At 45.1% G+C, this 22,585-nt stretch carries 15 protein-coding genes, 1 tRNA gene and 1 pseudogene; 1 reads left to right on the top strand and 16 read right to left on the bottom strand.

All coding sequences use genetic code 11. From position 1 onward, the window contains the following. Positions 1-56: 56 nt before the first annotated feature. The 13 genes from DFP94_RS26275 to DFP94_RS09495 all read right to left on the bottom strand — a co-directional run bounded on the left by DFP94_RS26275 (position 57) and on the right by DFP94_RS09495 (position 18,481). A complete protein-coding gene (locus DFP94_RS26275; protein ID WP_281269475.1) occupies positions 57-182 on the bottom strand; it encodes a hypothetical protein in 126 nt (41 codons plus the stop codon). A 196-nt stretch (positions 183-378) separates the two neighbouring features. Next, on the bottom strand, positions 379-2,658 hold the full coding sequence (locus tag DFP94_RS09430) for a GH32 C-terminal domain-containing protein (protein ID WP_114496215.1): 2,280 nt from the start codon (positions 2,656-2,658) through the stop codon (positions 379-381). After that, positions 2,655-5,132 carry a PfkB family carbohydrate kinase gene (locus tag DFP94_RS09435; RefSeq protein ID WP_114496216.1) on the bottom strand — a complete coding sequence of 826 codons (2,478 nt, stop codon included), beginning with the start codon at positions 5,130-5,132 and terminating at the stop codon, positions 2,655-2,657. Before DFP94_RS09435 ends, DFP94_RS09430 begins: the two co-directional genes overlap by 4 nt. 117 nt (positions 5,133-5,249) lie before the next feature. After that, on the bottom strand, positions 5,250-6,899 hold the full coding sequence (locus DFP94_RS09440) for an ABC transporter substrate-binding protein (RefSeq protein ID WP_114496217.1): 1,650 nt from the start codon (positions 6,897-6,899) through the stop codon (positions 5,250-5,252). 114 nt (positions 6,900-7,013) lie between these two features. Beyond that, positions 7,014-7,898 carry a carbohydrate ABC transporter permease gene (locus tag DFP94_RS09445; RefSeq protein ID WP_114496218.1) on the bottom strand — a complete coding sequence of 295 codons (885 nt, stop codon included), beginning with the start codon at positions 7,896-7,898 and terminating at the stop codon, positions 7,014-7,016. 36 nt (positions 7,899-7,934) lie between these two features. Then, on the bottom strand, positions 7,935-8,831 hold the full coding sequence (locus DFP94_RS09450) for an ABC transporter permease (RefSeq protein ID WP_114496219.1): 897 nt from the start codon (positions 8,829-8,831) through the stop codon (positions 7,935-7,937). Between the two features lie 915 nt (positions 8,832-9,746). Beyond that, on the bottom strand, positions 9,747-10,751 hold the full coding sequence (locus tag DFP94_RS09455; protein ID WP_114496220.1) for a LacI family DNA-binding transcriptional regulator: 1,005 nt from the start codon (positions 10,749-10,751) through the stop codon (positions 9,747-9,749). 131 nt (positions 10,752-10,882) lie between these two features. Next, the gene (locus DFP94_RS09460; RefSeq protein WP_220270903.1) at positions 10,883-11,227 is read right to left on the bottom strand and encodes an ATP-binding cassette domain-containing protein; all 345 of its coding nucleotides are present in this window, start codon (positions 11,225-11,227) and stop codon (positions 10,883-10,885) included. Positions 11,228-11,354: 127 nt separating this feature from the next. Further along, a complete protein-coding gene (locus tag DFP94_RS09465) occupies positions 11,355-13,610 on the bottom strand; it encodes a GH32 C-terminal domain-containing protein (protein ID WP_114496222.1) in 2,256 nt (751 codons plus the stop codon). Between the two features lie 39 nt (positions 13,611-13,649). Then, positions 13,650-14,870 carry an MFS transporter gene (locus DFP94_RS09470; protein WP_245954692.1) on the bottom strand — a complete coding sequence of 407 codons (1,221 nt, stop codon included), beginning with the start codon at positions 14,868-14,870 and terminating at the stop codon, positions 13,650-13,652. 59 nt (positions 14,871-14,929) lie between these two features. Next, the gene (locus DFP94_RS09475; RefSeq protein ID WP_114496224.1) at positions 14,930-15,814 is read right to left on the bottom strand and encodes a phosphotransferase; all 885 of its coding nucleotides are present in this window, start codon (positions 15,812-15,814) and stop codon (positions 14,930-14,932) included. Between the two features lie 645 nt (positions 15,815-16,459). Beyond that, entirely contained in the window at positions 16,460-17,428 is a 969-nt protein-coding gene (locus tag DFP94_RS09480; RefSeq protein WP_114496225.1) for a LacI family DNA-binding transcriptional regulator, read from the bottom strand. Between the two features lie 966 nt (positions 17,429-18,394). Beyond that, positions 18,395-18,481, bottom strand: a tRNA-Leu gene (locus tag DFP94_RS09495). A 207-nt stretch (positions 18,482-18,688) separates the two neighbouring features. Here DFP94_RS09495 and DFP94_RS26505 point away from each other — a divergent pair. Next, positions 18,689-18,964, top strand: a pseudogene (locus tag DFP94_RS26505) (ISNCY family transposase); the annotation flags it as partial. A 113-nt stretch (positions 18,965-19,077) separates the two neighbouring features. Here DFP94_RS26505 and DFP94_RS09500 read toward each other — a convergent pair. From DFP94_RS09500 to DFP94_RS09510, 3 genes are all read right to left on the bottom strand, one after another. Further along, positions 19,078-20,604: a type 2 periplasmic-binding domain-containing protein gene (locus DFP94_RS09500; RefSeq protein ID WP_114496226.1), complete on the bottom strand. Its 1,527-nt coding sequence runs from the start codon at positions 20,602-20,604 to the stop codon at positions 19,078-19,080. Positions 20,605-20,669: 65 nt separating this feature from the next. Continuing rightward, positions 20,670-21,530: a carbohydrate ABC transporter permease gene (locus DFP94_RS09505; protein WP_114496227.1), complete on the bottom strand. Its 861-nt coding sequence runs from the start codon at positions 21,528-21,530 to the stop codon at positions 20,670-20,672. Then, positions 21,524-22,498: an ABC transporter permease gene (locus tag DFP94_RS09510; protein ID WP_114496228.1), complete on the bottom strand. Its 975-nt coding sequence runs from the start codon at positions 22,496-22,498 to the stop codon at positions 21,524-21,526. Before DFP94_RS09510 ends, DFP94_RS09505 begins: the two co-directional genes overlap by 7 nt. Positions 22,499-22,585 lie beyond the last annotated feature (87 nt).

Here is a 22,585-nt window from a genome sequence, read left to right on the forward strand (position 1 = left end):
CGCCTGCACCTTGTTTGTCAAACAGTACAGCTTTGCCGCCTGCCGGTACATTACCGTTACAATAGCACTTTTCTAACTACTGCTTCGGCTGCAGCAGAGATACTGGGAACTGCAAGCTGAAGAACCAAAGCCCCTATAACCATTTTGGAGATCCATGCTTTACTTCTTTTGATTTCCTTCATCTAACGAGCCTCCTTCGTTATTTCCTTTTCATGCAAATATTCGTATGCAATTCTGAATTGCCCTACTTATACAAGGATGCATAGTCATGAAGTAAAAAAGGAGTGAATGAAGCGCTTCCATTTAGAGGGATCAAAATAGCTTTAATAATTGTTACATTACTCATACGATTTAATAAGGAGCGCCTAAGCGCTCACGTTACCAAACGGACTGCATCTCCCAAATCTCCATGGATTTCACTAATAGTTCCCCATTTCCCCAAATCTCAAGTCCCAGAGCATTTTTACGGCTCGGATACACCCGGGTCGTCAGACTTTTCAATCCATTGGCATAGGCTTCAACCATGGAGCGATCCAAATAGATGTGCAGCTTCAGATTTTCTCCTAGTAGTTCCAACTTACCACCCTGAATTCCGCTGCATTTTTCCCCCGGATGTTGCGTTGTTTTTGTCCGATCCACTAAGAGCATAACTTCATTTAAATCATAATACAGCAGCGTTTCTTCCTCTCCATCCGGCGACTGTCGGACTTTGATTCCAAGTTGTTTCGCAGTGCCAGGCTCCAGTTCTAATTGAATCTCAAGCATGTCGCCCAGAACATCTTGGAGCAAATCATTAGCTTCAGCCAATGATTTGTCACGAAGTGATAGTAGTTTCTCGCCCCGCAGCGATTGCAACTCCTTAATCGGCTCCATTCCCAGCCGTCCGTCCTCCCGCAAATACACGCTTAACGGTAATCCGCCGTTATGAGCCCAGCCTGATTGGTATTCCAGCTCAGACGTCCGGTCCCCTTGGGCAATTGTAAAAACGATATTTCTGCCCGTCTTCGGATCAACCATTCCGCTCGGACCGGTAAAATGGAAATCGCCGACATCAATCAATTGAGGTTCCTCTTGATCCGGTATGAATGATAACTCGTGCTTATTAAACTGGCCGATCCAATAGAAAACCTCAACATCGGCGCCAACTCCCACTGGGCTGACCAGCAAGAGATACTTGCTCACACCATGCTTGTCGCTGCCAAGAGGAAGAAATACAGGGAGCTCCCAAATGGGTCCAAGATAGGGGAACTTCTGAATATCTGCTTCAAAAAATGGTCCTTTATACGTCCAGTGCAGCATATCCTGCGAGATAAACGCCAATGCTGCCCCGCCTCCGCCCTCAATCCCTGATCCGACCAGGGCATACCAGACGTCCTCATCCTTCCACACGAACGGATCCCGGAAATCTCCAAATGCACCCATTCCCTTTTGCTGTACGATGAGCAGCTCTGGATGTTTGATCCATTTCACCAAATCAGTGTCTCCATCTTCAGAGTAAGTGCTTCTTGCAAGTGCCACGCTCTGATTCGGCGAAGCACTATCATTGCCCGCGGTAAAGAATAAGACAGGAAGTCCGTCCGCATCATAAGTTGCACTTCCTGACCAGATCCCGTCCGGTGCGAGCTGATCCTTCTCCGGTGCCAGAGCAATAGGAAGATCGCGCCAATGCACCATATCCTTGCTCGCCCAATGTCCCCAATGAATATGATGAAAGTAAGGCCCTTGCGGGTTATGCTGATAGAACAAATGATAGTGACCGTCAAAATAAATCGGTGCATGCGGTTCGTTCATCCAGTGAGCTGGCGGGCTGACATGATATTGCGGTCTATGCCGATCTGCCAGCAGTGGTGCACGATCCAACTTGATGTCATCATATTTCACTTGCGGCACGGTACCTCCGGGTGCAGAATCCAACACCTCCCGATAAGAAGCTGCTACTTCCTCATTACTCAAGGCGCGGTTATAAATCTTCAGTTCATCCATGATCCCGCCGAACATATGAAGGTTGAATACTTCTGCAAGCTTGCTGCTGTGATTGTTCCTGCCGATTAGCAAGTCTGTGTCCGCCGCCGCAGCCATGCGGGAACCACGGTCAACAGCAGTTGAAGCGATCTCACTACCGTTAAGAAACAACTTAACTTCTCCATCGTTCCCATTGAAAACAGCGTTTAGGTAAGACCATTCATTCTTTGGCAGTTCATAACCGTCCGGTGACCAGAGTTCCTTCCAGTCTCCTCCCTCAAGTCCAATTTGGAAAGACCAGGAGCCATGACGGTACATTCCCAGCAAGAATCCCTGTTTATTATTCATATTGTGTTGGTTCACGATGGCAGCGAGCTTACTTTCATATCCCCATTCATAGGTACGCGGGGCAACCCATACCCCGATACTGAGAGCTGAGAGATATTCCAGTCTTCCATCCCCCGCTTCTCCGTGAGCGGAATGGGCAATGTACGACGAGTAACCATCGAAGAGAAGCCCATGTCCAGACACTCCCTGTCGCCACGGTGGAGTACAAGATTCGGTGAACTCCGCTTGGTTAAAGACATACTGTACATCATCCTGGGTTCCGGATATACTCTCCAGAGCACTTGCTCCCGTCCCTTCATCAAAGGCCCAATACATCATTAAACCTTTATTATCGATAATTCCGCTCATACAATAACCCTCCCTGATATCTGCTCTGTGCTGCCATCGGGCTTATGAATGGAACCAAGAGTATGGATATGAAGCAAGTTTAGCACTGCACTCCCTGTCTCTACGCTTATCTGCACTTTTTCAATTGGGTTAACAGGAAAAACCTGATCAGTCAGCGCAACTATTCCATCATTTGCAAACACTTCGACCACACTGCGATCCACCCAGATTCGCAACTTGATATTACCATTTTCCGGGATCAATCTAGCACCGTGCTTACATGCAAATGACGGGCTAAAATCAGTGAGACCGGACTTAGAACGGTCGATAAACAACCACTCTCGCTCAGGATCATAACCAATAATTGTTTCATACTGTCCAGAAGATTTTAATTTGATGCAAACTTCGTCTCCGGAGTGGACATCAAGGTCCACATCAATCTCCAACAGGTCTCCGTTAGTCTCGTGAATTACCGGATTCTCGCTTGTTACTGCTAAATCACTCCATGAGTGGGTCTCTTTCCGCAGTTTTTCTATCTCCTGAACAGGCATTTGCGATAGAATTACGTTACCGTTCCGGTTGGTCAGTGATAGTAAGCGGGGGAGGGTCATGGCACCTCTCCAGGAAGCGGTTGGTACCTGATTGGCATATTTCCAGTTGTTCATCCATCCGATAATTACGCGCCGTCCGTCTTCCTCCGGAATATCCGACCAAGATACAGCGGCGTAATTATCTCTTCCCTCATCTAACCACAGCACAGTATCAGGAGCATTATCATTTATAAATTCAAAGCCATCGAAGCTTCCAATGAAATATTGGGTTTTGGAACCTTCCGGATAGTCCGGATTGTCTCCGATACTCACTAACAAAACCCATTTTTTTGAAGTCGACCCATCGATGGATAACTCAAATAAATCAGGACATTCCCACACACCGTAGTGCGCACCATCTCTCTTTCCGAATTCGCTGGCAAAATCCCAATCTTTCAAGTTAACGGAACGATAAAAGCGGATATGATCTCCACATGCAAGGACCATAATCCAGTGGCCAGTTTTCTCCATCCAGAATACCTTGGGATCCCGGAATTCGGTGATTTCAGCATCACTCAGAATCGGATTCCCAGAATAGAGTGTCCAGCTTCTGCCTTTATCCTTACTGTATGCCAGGCTTTGGCGCTGCCGCGGTCTGTCAGAATCCGGGTATATATCTGCATGGGTGAATATTGCAACCAAGCCTAGCCCGCCATCAAAAAATCCACTGGTATCGTTCCAATCAACAACTGCACTTCCAGAGAAGATAGCCCCGTTATGATCCGGCACCAAGGCTACAGGAAGTGTTTCCCATTTTACGAGATCCTTACTAACCGCATGTCCCCAATGCATAGGGCCCCACACTGTGTTTCCGGGATGATGTTGATACATCAAATGGTACTCTCCTTCAAAGTAGACCATACCATTTGGATCATTTAGCCACATAGCAGGCGGAGAATAATGGAATTGAGGCCTGTATGATTCAGCAGACAAATCGGTGCCGATAGACTGAACTAATTCCGCTGCCTGTCGATAGGTTGGAATAGCGGGAATGGCTCCTTTTTTTGTTGTAACCAAAGCCCCCACTGCATTAGCGAAGCTTATAATCGGGATCCAGTCCTGATCTCTGATCTGCTCGATACTGCATCCTTTCTCGAGCAGCTGATAGAGGAACCCGCCAAGAAAAGCATCTCCCGCTCCAGTAGTGTCAACGGTATGAACTTTGAAACCTGGCACATCAGCGAATTTGGAACCATAGCCAAACCTAACGAAGCACCCTTTTTCAGCCTTAGTCACCAGTATCACTTTCACCTTGAATTGTGACTGAATTTGACGAGTACCCTCTTCCAAATCAGTTGTCCCCGTAATAAACTCAAGTTCTTCCTCGGAGATTTTAACAATATCCGCAAGAGCAAGCCCTTCTTTTATCCTGGACTTCGCTTCTTCTAAATTCCGCCAAAGTGCAGGTCTCAAATTGGGATCAAATGATATCAAAGCTCCATTCTCTTTTGCATATGTGCATGTTGTTAGCGTTGCATTTGCAGAAGGTTCATGAGTCATTGATACAGATCCGAAATGAAAGACTTTCGAACCCTTGATACGCTCCAGATCAATATCATCCATTCCTAGAAGCATATCAGCACCTGGATTACGGATAAAACTGAATGTACGGTCGCCATCTTCTTTCAGATGAACAAAAGCCAGCGTAGTACTCGCCTTATTCTCCTTGACTAACCCCTTTGTATCAACACCATTACCCTGCAATACTTGAGTAAGATACTCTCCAAACTGGTCATCACCCACTTTACCGATAAATGCCGTGGATTTTCCAAGCTTTGATAGAACAACAACCACATTCGCAGGAGCACCACCGGGATTGCATTCAAATAGCTGCTCTCCCTTCTCGGACAAGCCTGCCGGAGTAAAATCAATCAGTACTTCACCTATTGCTGTAATGTCAACCATATGGTTCTCCACCCCTAATTCATCATTTATATATACGACTCTAATCCGAAAACATATATAGCAAGCCTGAGTGAAGGCACTTCATTCAGGCTTGCTATATGCCTTAACTATCTTAATTTATTTTTGGGCTGCAAGATAACGATCATATCCATCTTGGTAAACCTTCATCAAATCATCCAAGCCCATATTTTTAAGCGAACCCAGGTAATCGTTCCACTCGGAGTCAGAAACCCCATTCAACATAAATTTAGCGCGCATGGAATTAGTATACGTTTGAATCTCCGGTTTCAGCTTTTCGATAGTTTTCAACTCTTCTTCTGTAAAGAAGATATTCGGGTATTTCTCCTTTTGCATCTGCGGTACAAAAATATTTTTGATATCATCCAGTCTTTGCTGTGCACGCGCTTCAGGAGGCGCAATATTTTGGAAATCTTCACCAGTGAATACGCCGCCACCACCTAGTGATACGGTTTGACGGAACTCTCCCGGATTGCTGATATCCGACTTCTGCACCAGTTTACCATCAGCAGTTTTCTCAAACCATTCGCCAATCGGGCCCCAACGGACTTCCGCAGTAGTTTCCGGTTTGTAAATCAAATCCAACCACGCAGCAATCAATGCAGGATTCTTTGCTTCTTTTGTAATTACCGAACCTCCTCTAGAAATTGCGGAACCACTGTTCCATTTGACAACCATATCTTTAAAGGGAGGCACGATCGGATAATGTTTGTCACGTTCAGGACCCACTACGTCCGTACGGTCCCACCAGAGAAATGAGCCAAGGGTTTCTTGCTCTGTCTTCCCCTTCGCATAATATTGCGTATATTCTTGAGTGAAGGATTCCTTATCAACAAGCCCTTCTTCGACCCATTTCGCAATCTCCCTTATAGCGTCTTTATATCCATCTTGAATAGCTGCGTAAGAAACCTTACCATTGTCCACGTTCAAATGTTCAGCGTATGCATTGTTAGAAGGTTGATAGGTTTTGTCTGGTACACCAAAGGCTCCGAACAGATAACCGATATCGCCCGTCCAGAATGCATTGACAAAGGATAACGGAATTTCATCCGCTTTTCCGTTGCCATTCGGATCTTTGGTTTTAAATGCCACCAATACATCATGGTATTCTTGAAGAGTGGTTGGCATTGTCAACCCTAACTTTTTCAGCCAATCCTCATTTATATAGAGGAAATCCGGGTTGGCACCAATCTCTTCTTGACCGCTGCCTAACTCTTCACCCGCAGGAAGGGAATAAATATTGCCATCTGGGGCAGTAACTTCGGCTTTGATATCCGGTCTTTTGTCAAATAACGCTTTCAAGTTTGGCATGTGTTTGTCAATCAGATCATTTAGAGGTATAATAGTGCCGTCCTTACCATATTTCATCAGCTCTGTATCTGTGAACGAGGCTCCGAAGAACATTTCAGGCAAGTCGCCACTTGCTATCAGCAGATTCTTCTTCTCGTTGTAATCTGTCTCGACAATGGTATTCCACTCGATATGAACATTTGACATTTCCTCAAGTTTTTTAGCCATGGTCATTTGGTTATAATCGCTTGGCGCCAGCGGAGCTCTTCGAGCAACCACCTTTAAGGTGGTTTTTTCTTTCAAGGGAAACTGAATGGATGCACTTTCATTCGTTTGGTTTACACTATTCTCTGTAGTCGTACCTGCCTTTCCATTGTTGCTGTTGTTACTGTTACAGGCCGTAGCAAACATGGATACGGCCATCACTACTGCCAATAGACCCACTACTTTTCTGTTCATTCCTTTTAACCTCCCTATTAAATCTCTTCATACCACTTTGAGCCGGGATTAACCAGTCCCATTCTAATCCAGCTTCAAAAACACCTCCTTAACGGTTATTTAACAAGCTATCTCTCACCCCTTCACCGAACCCACCATTACTCCTTTGACAAAATATCTTTGCAAGAACGGGTATAAAACTAAGAGTGGAACCGCAGAAACGATGATGACTCCGAACTTGATTAATTCCGTCACACGCTGTTTGGCCAGCATATTATCAATATCCATAAGCATATTCCCGGACGGTTGGCTTTGGATCAAAATGTTGCGAAGAACTAGTTGCAATGGAAACTTATCGCCATCGCTCAAGTAAATGAGAGCATCGAAGAATCCATTCCATTGGCGAACGACAGCGAAGAGAACAAGAACTGCAATAATCGGTTTTGATAAAGGAATAACAATGCTCCATAAATATCTGAGATTCCTCGCCCCATCAATGGCGGCTGCCTCTCTAAGCTCATCAGGCAACTCCTCGAAGAAGGTCTTTGCGATGATAATCAGGAAAGCATCCATTGCACCCGGGAGAATCACCGCCCACATCGAGTTCATCAGATGCAGGTCTTTTACAACGAGGTAAGTAGGAATAATGCCACCATTAAAGAACATCGTAATGATGAAAAAGGTCATTATTACGTTTCTTCCATAAAAGTCTTTCCTTGATAATGGATAAGCCGCCATAATGACAAGTACTGTACTTACCAATCCATTCAATGCTGCGTAGAGAATGGAATTCTTATATCCGTTCCATATTGAAGCATCGCTAAAAATCCTTTTATATCCATCAAAAGTTATACTTTGCGGCAGCAGCCATACCTCACCGGAATAAATCTTGTTCGGATCACTTATAGAAGCGATCACTATAAAATATAAGGGATACAGAATCAATAAAGTGAAGCAGCCTAGAAACAAATAATTGATTACATCAAATCCTAGATCCGATTTCGTTCTTCTCTTTAACATGGTTTCTCTCCTTCTTCTAACAGACTTTCTTCGCCCCTAAAACAAGCCCTTGCCGCTAATTCTCTTGGTTGTTTTATTCACAATGACCAGTAGTATCAGGTTTATCACTGAATTAAACAGTCCGATCGCTGCCGAGAAGCTGTATTCAGCTCGCTGAATCCCTACTTTGTATACGTAAGTCGGAATAATCTCAGATGTAGCGACATTTAAATCAGTCTGCATAAGAAAGGCCTTTTCAAACCCCACGTTCATTAAATTGCCAACAGCCATAATGAACAGAACAATAATAGTAGGAGCAATACCCGGTAAATCAATATGTCGAATTCGATGCCACTTGGATGCACCATCCATAACCGCCGCTTCATGCAAATGGGGGTCGATCCCTGCCAGGGCGGCCAGATATATAACTGACGCAAATCCGGTCTCCTGCCATACGGATGAGAAAATGTACAGAGGCCTGAACCACTTCTCCTCTCCCATAAACATAATCGGTTCGCCGCCGAAGGCGGTTACAATATGATTAATCAAGCCGCTAGTGGGGGACAGAAAGATGAACAGCATGCCGACCAATACGACGGTTGAAATGAAATACGGCGCGTAAATCGTAGTTTGAATGAACTTTTTCATCTTCTGCTGTCTCAATTGATTCAGCATAATCGCTACAATAATGGGAAAGGGAAAAGCTATAGCTAAATTGAGCAAGCTTAGTAAAAGAGTATTTCCAACGATTTGTTTGAAATTGTATGATTCAAAAAAGCGTTGAAAGTGTTCCAGCCCTACCCACTCACTGCCCCAAACCCCTTTGGAAGCTACAAAGTCTTTAAATGCGATTTGCACCCCATACATAGGCCAATATTTAAAAATCGTAAAATAGGCTACTGGGATCAAAATCAATAAATACAATTCATAATTCTTTTTCATTTTCCCAAGCATGTATTTCCCCCCATATCCAAAGTAAACGATTACATAATAAACATGAGCTTTTTATCTAATTTTGTTGCTCCCCTGCCCCTAATTAAAGGCTGACACTTGCCCCGAGTATATAAAACACACGAGCTGATTATTAATATAAATTCACTTGTCAAAACCTTGATATTAACAACAGGTAATCGTTTGCGTAATCGTTTTTATAGATTGATTTTATTTGTTTTTGAGAGCGTTGTCAATATTTTTTCTTTATCTTGAAGTTCTTCTTTCAATTGCTCAATATTCGGTTCATACAATGGAAAACGGACAGAAAATGCATCCTGTCCGTTTTATTTATATAACCTCTAGTAATTTATCGTTGCATAGAAACTAACCCATGAGCTACTGGTCGGTTATTTTTAGGCGGTGAAGCGTCCCATTATCTGTGGAATAGAAAGTGTAACTCCCAATAGCTGTGATAGACATTTCCCCGGTCCTCAAACAGGCCGGTAGATGGATTATATCTTTGAATTGTTGCTTGAAGATTACTGCCACCCGAGAGTCCTGACAAAGAGTTCACAGTGAGTATGGCTTGGAAATCGGCACGGCTAGGAGTAAAGGTCTGACTGTAAGATGTTTCCCCTGGAAAAACATTGCTAACATTAAGATTTTCGCTTGCAGCACTGACCATAATAGGAATCAGGAACAGACAAAAAACCAACTAAAGATCATCATATTTTTGGTTTTATTAATGAAGCTTTAATTCAAAAATTATCAGTAGGCCACGCCACCTCTCAGATTGGTCTGCAGCAACCACACATATCATAAAAGCGCTTACAAATTGCTAAAAAACTATTTTCCATCATAAGTAGCAGTTGTACTACTAGAAGGCATCAAATTAAAACGTTTGCGTAATCGTTTACTTTTTCAAGAAAAAAATAGTCAGAGCGATTGTCTGACTATCAAATTGGCATCTAAGCGATATTCTGCTTTTCCTAAAGTTCCGTCCTCAATTCTCTGCAAAATTACTTCAGCAGTTTTTACGCCAAGTTGAAATGATGGCTGTTGGATGACGGTTAACGGCGGATGAGTGACCCGAGTCCACTGAAAATCATCAAAGCCCACAACGGCTAACTGGTCCGGTATTCGAATCGAATTTTCTTGCAGATATGTCATTGCGCCCATTGCCATGACATTATCCGTCACAAAAATAGCTGTTGGATTCAATGCCAGCAAATCCCCCATGCTGTTGTATCCGCTCTCAAAGCTCACATCTTCAAAACGAATTAACGAGTCATCCATTTTAAGGCCAGCGCTCATCAGCGTTTCAGAATACCCCTCATAACGTTCATTCGTTGTTGTAACCGAAAGAGGGCCTGATAAAAGAGCAATTTTCCGGTGACCTTTGTCTATAATTTTTTGTACTGCTTCCTTAGTCGCTGTTTTGTTGTCAATGAGGACGGAATCTCGTTCACAATGTTTAGGTACTCTGTCAATATATACCACCGAATAATCCCCGAACAAACGCTCGTAATCGTAATCCCTGCTAGCCGGAGCCATAATCAGTCCATCTATCATTTGTGAATCAAACATCCCAATTTCTTTATTTTCCATTTCAAAGTTGTCACTAGAGTCACTCAAAATCAAATGATAGCCTCTTTCTTTCAGTACGCTTTGAACTCCGGCTGCTACCGACATAAAGTAAAAGTTAGAAGCCTCTGAAGCAAGGATCGGTGCAAGAAACGCAATAATATACGACTTACGGCTGCGCAGTGAGCGGGCTACCGAGTTGATTCGAAAGTTTAGTTCATTCATTGCAAGATGAACCTTCTGTTTCGTCTCGTTGGATACAAACCGCGTCCCGTTAATGACATGGGAAACAGTGGCTGTAGATACATTAGCCCTTAAAGCCACATCTTTAATACTAACATTCTTTTTTTCAGTCATCTAAGTTACACCTGTTTCATTTCACATTAAGCACTCATTACCTCATTATTCGATACTTCATTGTTATTCCCAATGTATCATTGAAGTAAACGATTACTTACTATATAATATATTTTCACTAGAAGCTTTTGTCAAATATTATTGTGACTGTCAAGCACGTAAATAATGTCAGCTGACTGAATCGTCTCAATTCGGTGTGTTGAAATCAGTGTCGTTTTACCTGCCATCATCCCGTGCAGCTCGCCGAGCATTTGATCTTCCGTTGCCCGATCAAGCGCCGAAGCCGACTCATCTAGAATAAGAATATCCGGCCTCTTAAGGATGACCCGTGCGATAGCCAAGCGTTGCCTCTGTCCTCCGGACAGGACCGGATCTTGCAAGATGCTCAGACAGGCCTGAACGATTTGACTTTTGTCCAGTACGGGGTATTCCCCTTCCCAGTCACAGTCTACGAGCAGCCCGTCCTTACCGTGCAAGGTAATTTTCCCCTGTACCGCCATGAATTAATATGCAATCTTCAGCCTACTTGACCAATTTCCCCTAGAATAAGCTTCTCTCATGAAAGAGAGTATTTTAATCGCACAATACTCCACTATCAAGAGTCTAGCTCTCAAACGCAGGTTTCATTTCCCAGACCTCCATCGATTTTACCGTTAGGGTGCCATCGCCCCAGATTTGTATGCCAAGAGCATCCGGACGGCTCGGGTAAACGCGAGTCGTCAAGCTCTTAAGTTCGTTGGCATACGCCTCTACCATAGAACGGTCCAGATAAATTTGCAACATCAAATTCTCGCCGTCTAACTCCATCCTTCCGCCTTGAACACCTCGATCCCAATCTGCCAGTTCGTCCAGTGTTGATTTGTTCCTGTCCACGATCAAAACCGATTCCTTCCTGTCATAATAGAGCAACGTTTCTTCTTCGCCACCGGGAGAGCGGCGGAATTTTATTCCCAATTGTGTGCACGTTGCAGCCTCCAACTCAACCCGGATTTCCAACATATCGCCTTTGACTTCTTTCAACAATTCATTAGCTTCGTCTAGGGGTTTATCCTCGAACGATATGAGACTCTCACCACGAAGTAATTCCATTTCTTCTATGGGCCTTATTCCAAGCCGCCCTTCTTCGCGAAGGAATATGCTAAGGGGAATTCCCGCATTATGGGCATATCCGGAATAATAATTAATTTCTGACGTTCTAACCCCTTGGGAAATAGTGAATATGAGCTTACGTCCCGTCTTCGGATCAACCATACCGCTAGGACCTGTGAAATGGAAATCGCCCAGATCAATCAACTGTGGTTCTTCCTGATCTGGAGTAAATCGCATGGCCACCTTGTCGTAAGTACCAATCCAGTAAAAGACTTCAACGTCGGCTTCAGGGCCAAGAGGGCTAATGAGCAAAATATGTTTTTCAGTTCCAGCTTGGTCCTGACCGAGCGGAAGAAATACGGGCAATTCCCACATATTACCTAGTTGAGGGTATCTTTTGCAATCGCTTATATAAAAGGGACCCTTATACTTCCATTCGATCATGTTTTTTGACGTATAAGCGAGTACCGTTCCCCCTTGACCATCGGTCCCTGAACCGATCAGAAGGTACCAGGTATCCGAGTCCTTCCAAACAAAAGGATCGCGGAAATCGCCATAGAAGCCTTGTCCTTTCTCTTGGACGATGACAGGAACGGGATGTTTCTCCCATCGGACCAGATCGTTATCACCGTCTTTCAGAAAGGTACTTCGTGCCAGCCCTACCCTTTGGTTCGGAGTAGCACTATCATCGCCGGCGGTATAGAACAATGCTGGAACGCCGTTCTCGTCATAAGCGGAACTACCGGACCAAACGCCATCTGGGTCCAGACCGTTTTCCTCTGGTGCAAGCGCCCATGGCAGGTCCCGCCAATGCGCTAAGTCATTGCTAACCCAATGACCCCAATGGATCGTATGCAAATACGGTCCATGCGGATCATGCTGATAGAACAAATGATATTGCCCGTTAAAATAGATTGGCGCGTGCGGCTCGTTCATCCAATGCTGCGGTGGACTGATATGGTATTGTGGACGATGTATGTCGTTTGCAAGCAAGCGGCGGTCCAGTTTGATATCATCGTATGGAATCGTCGGAATCGAACCTCCGTAAGGAGTTACATATTCCCAATAAGCCTGTCTCACTTCTTCCGGAGAAAGAGCTCTATTGTACATTTTTAATTCATCGATCAGACCACTGTACATATTAAGTTCATATGGTGTATCGCCCAGTATAACGCCCTTATTGTTCTTGGCGATCAATAAATCCTGGTTACATCGCGTAATCGCTGCGCTTGTAACGATTGATTTGGCTGCTACCTCTTCACCGTTCAGATAGAGTTTCATTATGGCATTCCTACTGTCAAAAGTTGCAACAATATAGGACCACTGATTAACGGAAAGGGGCTGTCCATCCGCCCAAATCTCAACCCATTCGTTATTTATTCCAACTTGCAAGGACCATTGGCCGTGGCGTAGTATGCCAAATACAAAACCTTCCTTCTTCTCACGGTCATGCTGATTTAAAATGGGCGAGAGCCTTGCTTCCATGCCTCTTTCATAAGTACGGGGCGCTACCCATGCTTCAATTGTAAGTGCATCTTCCGGCATAACGGTTTTCTCTGCCGGACGAGCGATCCAATTGGAATACCCATCAAACATTAATGCATTTCCGATAATCCCTCTTCTCCTTTGGGGATCATGCGAATTGTTATATCTCGCCTCATTAAACACATATTCAATCTTGTCCTTAATTCCGGTAACCTGATCAAATGCTTCCTTCCCACTGGCTTCGTCAAAAGACCAATGGCTTATCAATCCTTGTTTATTTTCCATTTGAAAATTCCCCTCACCTGATATTTTCCAGAGGTTATCCTAAAGAGTGTTCACACTTTTGATCTCAGCCAACGGTTCCTTTCGGAACAAAGGCGCAATAATAAGAAGTCCAAAGCCAAAAAATGCACCGGCTAACAGATACATAACCGTAACAGACAACTGATCCTTCAGCCAACCCGACATGCTCATCGTTATCAGCATCGAGCCCATAAAGAGAGGTGACAGGATGCCATTCACACGACCGACATAGGATTGCTCCGTATTTTTCAAAATCAAAGTCTGAACCGCAACCTGAAAGCCTGGCGTAACCATGCCGATGAAAAATTGAGCCAAAAACGTAAGCCACATAAACGTCGATAAACCGGAGACCGCCATACACAGTGCATTGACAGCCAAACCGATAGCAAGCAGGGAGCGGGCCTGCATGACATTGCTCAGCATTACCGTCAAGGCTCCGCCGAGAATCATCCCCATACCATTCAAAGAGAGCAGCCACTGCAAATCTTCCTTTGGCAATCCGAGTCTATCTGTAATGAGAAAAATGCCCAAGGGCTGGATAAACCCGACACCAAGACCGGTAAAACAAAAGCATGTTCCCAACAATAGCAAAATTCGTTTCTCCCTGATATACTTCAGACCTTGAACCATTTCAATTCTCATGTCATTTGAATGTTCCTTCTTGACGAGCTTAGTGTCTGCAGGCAGAAATGATAAGACCGCAGCAGATAGAAAGAAACAAACCGAAACCAAACCGATAGAGATCGAAATGCCGAATTGATAGTAGCACAACGTACCCAGTATGGGTCCGAGCAACGTAAAGACAGCAATCACTGACTGAAACATAGACATACCAGTCTGAAGCTGTTCCTCCGGTACCTGCCTCTTAAACAATTTCATACTTGATGGCTGAGAGAATTGCGACAAAATTGATGATACTAGCGTTGCCAAAAAAACAGCCTTCCATGTACCAAACAGCAATGCCACCAAAACGAACGCAACCGAAACCGCACTGCCTATATCGCACCAGACCATCGTTTTTTTTGGCTTCCATCGGTCTGCCCATACGCCTCCTATAAAGGAGAAGATAAATATTGGCGCAAATTCAGCAACCGATATCAGGGATACGGCTAATGCGCTGCCGCTCGTCTTCTCCATAACAAACAACAAAACCGCAAAGTTTCTAACCCAAATTCCAAGCTGTAAAAAAGTCATGGATAACAAAATCCCAATTAAAAACCGATTCCGGAGTAACTTGCTCATTCCTGCTATTTCCACCCAATTAAACAATTTCATAACCACCTGCCTTTACGATGTACATCCTATAACTGATAAATTCCTTGCTTAATTTGTTCTATGCAGTATTCAGCAAATTTGTAGTAGTCAAAATCATGATGTTTGTCATCCTTGGTGAGGCCGCTATAAAACAATCCCCACGCCACCTCGCGAACCATCGATACATATTTCATATCTTGAAAAATGTGGAATGCCTCTTCTTCGAAATACCCGAGGTACAGCCTCAACCACTCCCGTTCTTCTGCTTCGCTGAACTGGTTGGTAAATGGAATAAGCGTCAATTCGAAGAACACGTCTCCAATTCCCGACAGCTCCCAATCGATGATCTGCAGCCGGTCGCCCGTATAGATCATGTTGACAAGGAAGGAGTCATTGTGGCAGAACTTGTTGTTATAAGCTTTGTCGTTGCTCCGTTGATGGGCGATTTTTTCTATGCGGTTCAGTAGTCGGTTTAAGCCATCCGGGCGCTTGACTTGAAATGAATCCGCCCCCTTCAAGTAGCCATGAATCAAGTCGTAAGGTGTACATATTCGACCCTGACCTTCCATACGATGGATAATTTTGAGGTGGTCCATAATCATGGTTTTGATGTTCTCGTCTACCAAGTCACCTTTTTCTAGTATCCGTCCTTCGATAAACTCCGTGACCACATAGTGTTCAGGATGATCACCGGCAATTACTTGAGGGGAGAATCCTTCGCGCTGCGCCTTCTTCATCACTTCAATTTCAGAGCGGCGCGTCAGATTTAAATATTCATTTTGCCTGCTATTGATGCGGAGGACATAGGCTTTATGCTTGGTTTGTACCTTATACGTTTCGTTGCACAGGCCGCCGCCAAGATTTTCAAATCCCACAAATTCGCGCGCTAGCTCTGGAATCTCACGGATCAAGTCTTCCACTTTTACTCTCAAAAGTACTCACCTCACAAAATTGATATGTTCCCAGCCGCCCGTTCCTTGATCGACAACCTGAATGCATAGGCGCTCGCCTTTGTATGCCGATGTACCCCAAGTAGTACGACGGTAGAGAGTTTACGGATCCTGTTTCGGAATCGCCGAGCTCGGGCGTAAATCTCCACAAATCATAACGATCAGGTTCCTTCGCAACCCAAGCCTGGCCAAAATGTCCGCCCCATCCCCAATAGTATGCCTTCACGATATTCTGATTCGCGAAGGATTGGCCTTCCACCGTTCAACCAAACAATCGCCTTTTCAAAATCTGCATTCAGCAACTCGCCAACAGGTGCGTTCTGAGCTTGAGGAGTCGGCCAGCTGGCTGGAGCTGTGTCTCTATAAGCCGCGTTCATTTCCCAAATCTGCCGGCTCTTACCTTCTCATCAGCGCGAGCAAATTGTAGTAACTGATCGAGAACATAGAACTTCAGGTTCTGTTCTCATTAGCCTGCCTCCTTCGTATCCCACCTTAAGAATCTTTTTATGATTGGGGTTTAGCTTACCACCATCTCATTTTGAATTTGAAACGTTTCCAATTTTAGTGAAGAAAAACATCAGCTCGTAAATCCCAACCACATGCTGATGTTTTTTGATCTAAATGAGATCATGTAGTTTCACCTTGCCTGAAAATAACAGGAATATGGTACACTTGTTTTTCCAAAGGTATACCTTCGATCTTATTATGCAGCAGTCTGATTGTCATGCGTGCCATCTCCTCCACTGGCTGCCTGATCGTTGACAAGATAGGATGAAAAAAAGGATTATCCTGTATTCCATCATAACCGATAACCTTCACATCTTCCGGAACACGAATACCCTGCCTTCTCGCTTTGTCCATATAGTTGGCAGCCAGCATGTCGGTGATAGCAAAAACACCATCCACATCACCATGCCTATTCAGAAACTCGTTAATATAGGCATTGTCGTCGACAATGGGATCAGGCTCTTCGTAAACTACGTATTCAACGCCCAGAGCTTGTGCCTCACGAACAAACCCTTTTCTTCGATTCATAGTTTCACTGAAAACGGAAGTGACACTCCCCATAAAAGCTGGCTTCCGGGCTCCCGCCTTCACAAGCTCCCTTAAAGCTAAACGCCCCCCCTCATAATTATCCGAAGTCACGCAGGTAATCTTTTTATTAAAGTGTCTGTCGATGCTTACTATTGGGATATCGTTACTCACATTATTCTCAATATCGTTGTAAGTTATGCCAACAATACCAGCCACTTTGTTTTGCCGCAGCATCTCCAGATAATACAGTTCCTTTTCGGGTTTCCCGCCGCTGTTACATAGCATAAGCTTGAAGCCTTCTTTGTCTAGTTCATCCTCAATGTAGTATGCCAATTCAGAAAATAAAGGATTCCAGATACTTGGAAGCAATAAAGCTACCATCTTGGATTTTTGCATCTTGAAATTTCGAGCCACTTCATTAGGGAAATAATTCAGTTCTTGTATGGCTTTTTCTACCTTCTTGCGTGTAACAGGTTTTACGGCACCAGAGTTATTAATAACTCTAGAAACGGTACCTACGGCAACACCGGCTAAGTTAGCTACATCTTTAATGCTTGCCATTTAACACCTCTAAGCTCTTTTATGTTATTATAATATCACTAGATTGGAAACGTTTCAACAAAAAGTTTGGAAACGTTTAAATTTTCAATTTTATTTTGATTGAAGGTTGCCTTTTCCTACTCTGGTCCCCATTTAATTACAGAGAGGAGATAAAAACTATGATGTTTGAGGTCTGTGCTAACGAATCAACTGAAAGAGCATTCAGCAGTTACGTTAAGGCATGTCTCCAACACGCTCAAAAAGATTATTATGAGGAGCTGAGGCGCGATTCTATTTATGTTGTTCCGTTAGATGCTGTTACTTTCGAGATAATGGACAAGCCATGTAACTCGACATGGCCTGTTCCTGTTTTCACAAGATTCTATACTTTTGTTTTTAGATAACTTAAAAAAGCAGTTGCCTTTTTCAATCCCACCCCCCATTTATATTACAGGAAACGATCAGGTAGATAGTAATTGCTACTTTGATTGAGCCTTGATCCTTAAAAACATCATATAGCTTGTTTCAAGTACGTTCCTTTCTCTGCTGTGAAAACAGAAGCGACGAAGCAGAAGCGCCATGACAGCCCAAAAGTGGGGCTTGAGCGACCATCTCTCCGGCTGAAATCATCCTGTGGTGGGATGAATCGCCATAATCAGAGAAGGGGATTATGATACTTCTGCCCAGCCAGCGTCACTGCAATGGGGGCAGCCCGCTCGGATGAGGGGGAGCTTTGGGGTACGAGGCTATGATGTAGACTAACCACCTGCAGCTCTTACTACTTGCTAACGGTGTCAGCTTATAGGAAATTCAAGCATGGTTAGGACATAGCCATTATTCCACGACCGCCAACATTTATGTTCACCTTGAATACAGCTCAAAGCTTTCTTCGGCTCAAGTGATGAGCAATACCTTGCAAATTCCGAGTATACAAAAAGCTCCTGAATCTCCGCGACAGGAAATTCAAGAGCTCGTACATTGTTAAGTTGGTGCGGTCGAGAGGACTCGAACCTCCACGGGGGTTAGCCCACACGGACCTGAACCGTGCGCGTCTGCCAATTCCGCCACGACCGCTTGGTGTCTGACTTGCAGGAAAGTGTTTTCCGCAGCGACAAGCTTTATGATACCACGCAGGTTATTACGAGTCAATAAAAATTTGATGTTCTGCCCTGAGATAATGTCACTATGGGACAGGAGACATTGACAAGAGCAGAACTGAAGAAGGTAGTTGTGGTGGAGAAAGCCCTCGGGGGACATATGACGAACTAAGGAGCGAGTGTTCCACTCGGATTTGATACCAAGTTGACAGTCGAATTACGTGAGACACTAATTGGCGAGGTACTGCTTTGGCATCAAGGCCAAGCATTCTTATTGCAAGTGGCTGAGAAACCTGAATGCAGGGCCGAGGCAACAAAAAAGACGAGTTCTGCGCAGCCGCGCAAACCCGCCCAAGACCATCCGTGGAAAACCACTTATGGCACCAACTTAACCAAAAGTACCACAAAACGAAATTCCATTCCATTCCAAGATGCTATGTATTCACAGCACAATAGCTAAGCAGAAGCCTCCTGGTAGACAGGAGGCTCAACAAAAAAAGTGACATTTTCATAGCACAGTTATGACGACATTTTCACAGACGATTGACATCCCTTTCACGAACATGCATTCCTCTATTTGCCATAACCGAGTTTGTTTAGCTGTTCCAAAGCGGAGTCCATATAGTTCTTGTAATTAAAGGTGCTTTCAAGGGTACTGAGAAATTGATCATACTGATCCAAACTGCTTTTGCCGTAAACAAATTTAATCATTTCCTCTTCAACGAAACGATTGGCATCCGCCGCGTTGTATCCAGGCGGGCTTTGGACGTAACCGTCCAGGGTCTGAATTCTTGGTAAATTTGCCTCAAATTCGATGTATTCGGCTTGGCCGGCAAACTTCGTTTTTAAGTACTCCGTTTCCTCACGTCCCGCAAATTGGTACAGCCACGTAAAGCCCGCTTCCTGTTTCCCTTTGTCCGTGATGGCGATTTGCTCGCCATTCAGCGTATAATGGACATCCTGCAGACCGAATTGCACCAGGCGTCCGCCTTCCGGTGTAGCCAGGTAATTGATCAGCTCCAGAATTTTGTTCAGCTTCTCCGGCTCCTTCTCCAACCGTTTCGGAATGGCCCATAACCCGCCTGGAGCACCGATGTTGATAGAATTCGAATTTTGCGTTCCGTCCGGACCTTTCGGCGGATTCAGCTGAATCCATTCGGCCTTCGGATTAGCCCCTTTCCATACGGCCACCTGATCATCCTTAACAATCTGCGCCCACTCCAGATTGATAATCCCTACTTTCCCTTGGAAGGCCTTATCCTTTGCCATCGTCCCTTTGTTGCTCACGACTTCGGGATCGACGACACCGGCATCCACAAATTTCTTGACGGTAGCCAGGGCTTCTTTCATTTTAGGATGATACAATGTATTCGTTACTTTGCCGTCTTCCAGAAACAGCTTGGCCCCTTCGTAAATATTCGTGATGCCGTAAGCCCCGAAAATGGGATCAAAGGTTTGAAAATTGGTGCCCGTCATGCCAAACGTGTCGTTCTTTCCGTTCTGGTCAGGGTCTTGTTCCGTGAACGCCTTGGCTACGATAAGCAATTCATCCACTGTCGTTGGCGGCTGAAGCTTCAAATTGTCGAGCCAATCCTTACGAACCCAATAGGTGTGGGAAACCGCTTGCCCCGCTTTCGGGAGCGCATACTGTTTATCCGAGACTAGCCCTTTCTTGATCACATCGCTACCGGCAAACTTGGTATAATCCGGCATTTTGTCCAGGTACGGCGTAAAATCGAGCAGACTTCCCGATTCCGCCAGTTTCTGCAAATGAGGCTTGCCGGTAACCATAAACAAGTCGGGCAAATTATTGGAGGCGGCGAGCACATTGATCTTGCTTTCATAATCAGCCTGGTCCCCCACCAAGGTCTGCTTCAGGTCGATGCCCAGCTTGGCATCCAGCTCTTTTTTTACGAAATCGTCGGCAGGCAAATTCGTCCCCCAACTGATTTGGGATACCTCGAGCTTGACGGGTCCGGAGGCATTTCCCCCTTCGGAGGTGCTTCCCTTTGCCCCCTCCTCCTTTCCCCCGCAAGCGCTAAGCAGCGATGCGGCCAAAACGAAAGCCAAAGATAACGACCAAAATCGATTTCTTGTCATTGTTCATTCCACCCTCTCCATTTTAAATGAACCAACTCATTCTCAAGGCGCATTGTCGCGCCGGATCAACCTTTAACCGCTCCCAGCAGCATCCCTTTGGTAAAGTGTTTTTGGATGAAAGGATACACCGCTATAATCGGCAGGCTCCCTGCGATTACCGCCGCCATCTGCATCGCGGCCGTAGGCACCGTAATTTCCGCCTGCAGTTCGCTGGACTGCGTAAGCAGCAGCATATTTCGGATAACAACCTGAAGCGGATTCAAATCCGTATTCGTGATGTACAGCACCGCCGAAAAAAAGGAATTCCAATGCCCCACCATATAGAACAATCCAACGGTCATCATGGAAGGCAGCGACAGCGGGATGGCCACCTGCCATAAAATTCGGAACTCCTTGGCTCCATCGATCCGGGCGGATTCGAACAGCTCTTCAGGCAAGGTCTCAAAGAAACTTTTCAAAATAAGTACGTTAAACGTAGCAATCGCACCCGGGATGATCAATGCCCACAGCGTGTTGAGCATGCCCAGCGACTGGACCACCAGATAATTTGGAATTAACCCGCCGTTGAACAGCATGGTAAAGACAATATACAGCAGAAAAAAAGTACGCCCGGGTAAATTTCGGCGACTGAGCGGATAAGCCGCCAACGTGGTAAAAAGCATGTTGATCAGCGTGCCGCAAACGGTAACGATCACTGTCACAAGCATCGAACGCCCCAGCGCCGGGTCCGCAAAGATCCGTTCATAGGCCTCAAAGGAGATTTTTCGCGGCAGCACGATAAAGCCTCCGTTTTTAACCACCTCACTGTAAGGGGTAAGCGACATGGAGATTACATAAAGCAGCGGAAAAACGGCTGCAATGGCAACGATCACCAAAACCGCATAGATGATGGCATTGAATATTTTATCCGACCGACTGCTTACCATATGCTCCCCCCCCATCTTTTGGCTAGCTTGTTAGCCCCAAGAACGAGGGCGAACCCGATCACCGACTTGAACAGTCCGACCGTTGCGCCGAGGCTAAAATTCATCTGCTCCAAGCCGGTACGATACACCCAAGTATCGATAATATCGCCGACCTCATACACCCTTGGATGATAAAAAACAAACACCTGTTCAAACCCTGCGTCCAAAATGCTCCCGATCCGAAGAATCAGCAGCAAAACAATCACGTTACGAATCCCTGGAAGCGTAATATGCCATATCATTCTCAGCCGGCTGGCTCCATCGACTTTGGCGGCTTCAAACAATGTAGGATCAATACTGCTGATCGCAGCCAGATATATGATCGCTCCCCAACCGAGATCCTTCCATATTTCCGTCGAAACCAGAATACTGCGGAACCACTCCGTCCCGTTCAGAAACGGAATGGCACTCCCTCCCATTTCCGTGATCCACCGGTTAACGAGCCCCGTAGTTTCCGACAAGAAGGCGATGGAGATGCCGTAAATTACGATCCACGACAGAAAATGCGGCATATAACTTAACGTCTGAACCCAACGTTTTAGCCAGGACACCCGGCACTCGAAGAACACAATGGCCAGGATGATCGAAGGAAATACCCCGAACAACAGCTTGTAAAGACTGATTAGCAGCGTATTGCTGAGCAGCTGTGTGAAGTAAGGGGATTCAAAGAACATTTTGAAATGCTTGTACCAGGGATCCGCCCAGGAGCTGCCGAAAATCCCCTCCGTGAAATTGTAATCCTTAAATGAAATCACGACCCCATACATTGGAAGATATTTGAAAATAAAATACCAAATCAGACAGGGCAATAACATGAGATACAGCGCTTTCATCTTCCAGATTTCCGCCGATATCCTTCGAACCTGCCCTCTGGGAACAGGCTTTGCAGGCTGGGGTGAATGTGCTTGTAAATTAACGTGCTGTTTCATTCTCACCATCTTCCTCTCCGTTATATACTCCCATCATAACGGAGAGGAAACAGGACTGTGATTGCCATTTCTCAGCACTGTCGTGCA

Origin of the sequence: Fontibacillus phaseoli (assembly GCF_003337355.1) — a bacterium.
In the GTDB taxonomy this organism is placed as follows: domain Bacteria; phylum Bacillota; class Bacilli; order Paenibacillales; family Paenibacillaceae; genus Fontibacillus; species Fontibacillus phaseoli.

Excerpts from the sequence above, each read along its gene's own strand:
- DFP94_RS09455 (WP_114496220.1), bottom strand. The coding sequence starts at position 10,751 with ATGACTGAAAAAAAGAATGTTAGTATTAAAGATGTGGCTTTAAGGGCT.
- DFP94_RS09500 (WP_114496226.1), bottom strand. The coding sequence starts at position 20,604 with ATGACAAGAAATCGATTTTGGTCGTTATCTTTGGCTTTCGTTTTGGCC.
- DFP94_RS09510 (WP_114496228.1), bottom strand. The coding sequence starts at position 22,498 with ATGAAACAGCACGTTAATTTACAAGCACATTCACCCCAGCCTGCAAAG.
- DFP94_RS26275 (WP_281269475.1), bottom strand. The coding sequence starts at position 182 with ATGAAGGAAATCAAAAGAAGTAAAGCATGGATCTCCAAAATGGTTATA.
- DFP94_RS09450 (WP_114496219.1), bottom strand. The coding sequence starts at position 8,831 with ATGCTTGGGAAAATGAAAAAGAATTATGAATTGTATTTATTGATTTTG.
- DFP94_RS09465 (WP_114496222.1), bottom strand. The coding sequence starts at position 13,610 with ATGGAAAATAAACAAGGATTGATAAGCCATTGGTCTTTTGACGAAGCC.
- DFP94_RS09480 (WP_114496225.1), bottom strand. The coding sequence starts at position 17,428 with ATGGCAAGCATTAAAGATGTAGCTAACTTAGCCGGTGTTGCCGTAGGT.
- DFP94_RS09440 (WP_114496217.1), bottom strand. The coding sequence starts at position 6,899 with ATGAACAGAAAAGTAGTGGGTCTATTGGCAGTAGTGATGGCCGTATCC.
- DFP94_RS09470 (WP_245954692.1), bottom strand. The coding sequence starts at position 14,870 with ATGAGCAAGTTACTCCGGAATCGGTTTTTAATTGGGATTTTGTTATCC.
- DFP94_RS09435 (WP_114496216.1), bottom strand. The coding sequence starts at position 5,132 with ATGGTTGACATTACAGCAATAGGTGAAGTACTGATTGATTTTACTCCG.
- DFP94_RS09445 (WP_114496218.1), bottom strand. The coding sequence starts at position 7,898 with ATGTTAAAGAGAAGAACGAAATCGGATCTAGGATTTGATGTAATCAAT.
- DFP94_RS09505 (WP_114496227.1), bottom strand. The coding sequence starts at position 21,530 with ATGGTAAGCAGTCGGTCGGATAAAATATTCAATGCCATCATCTATGCG.
- DFP94_RS09430 (WP_114496215.1), bottom strand. The coding sequence starts at position 2,658 with ATGAGCGGAATTATCGATAATAAAGGTTTAATGATGTATTGGGCCTTT.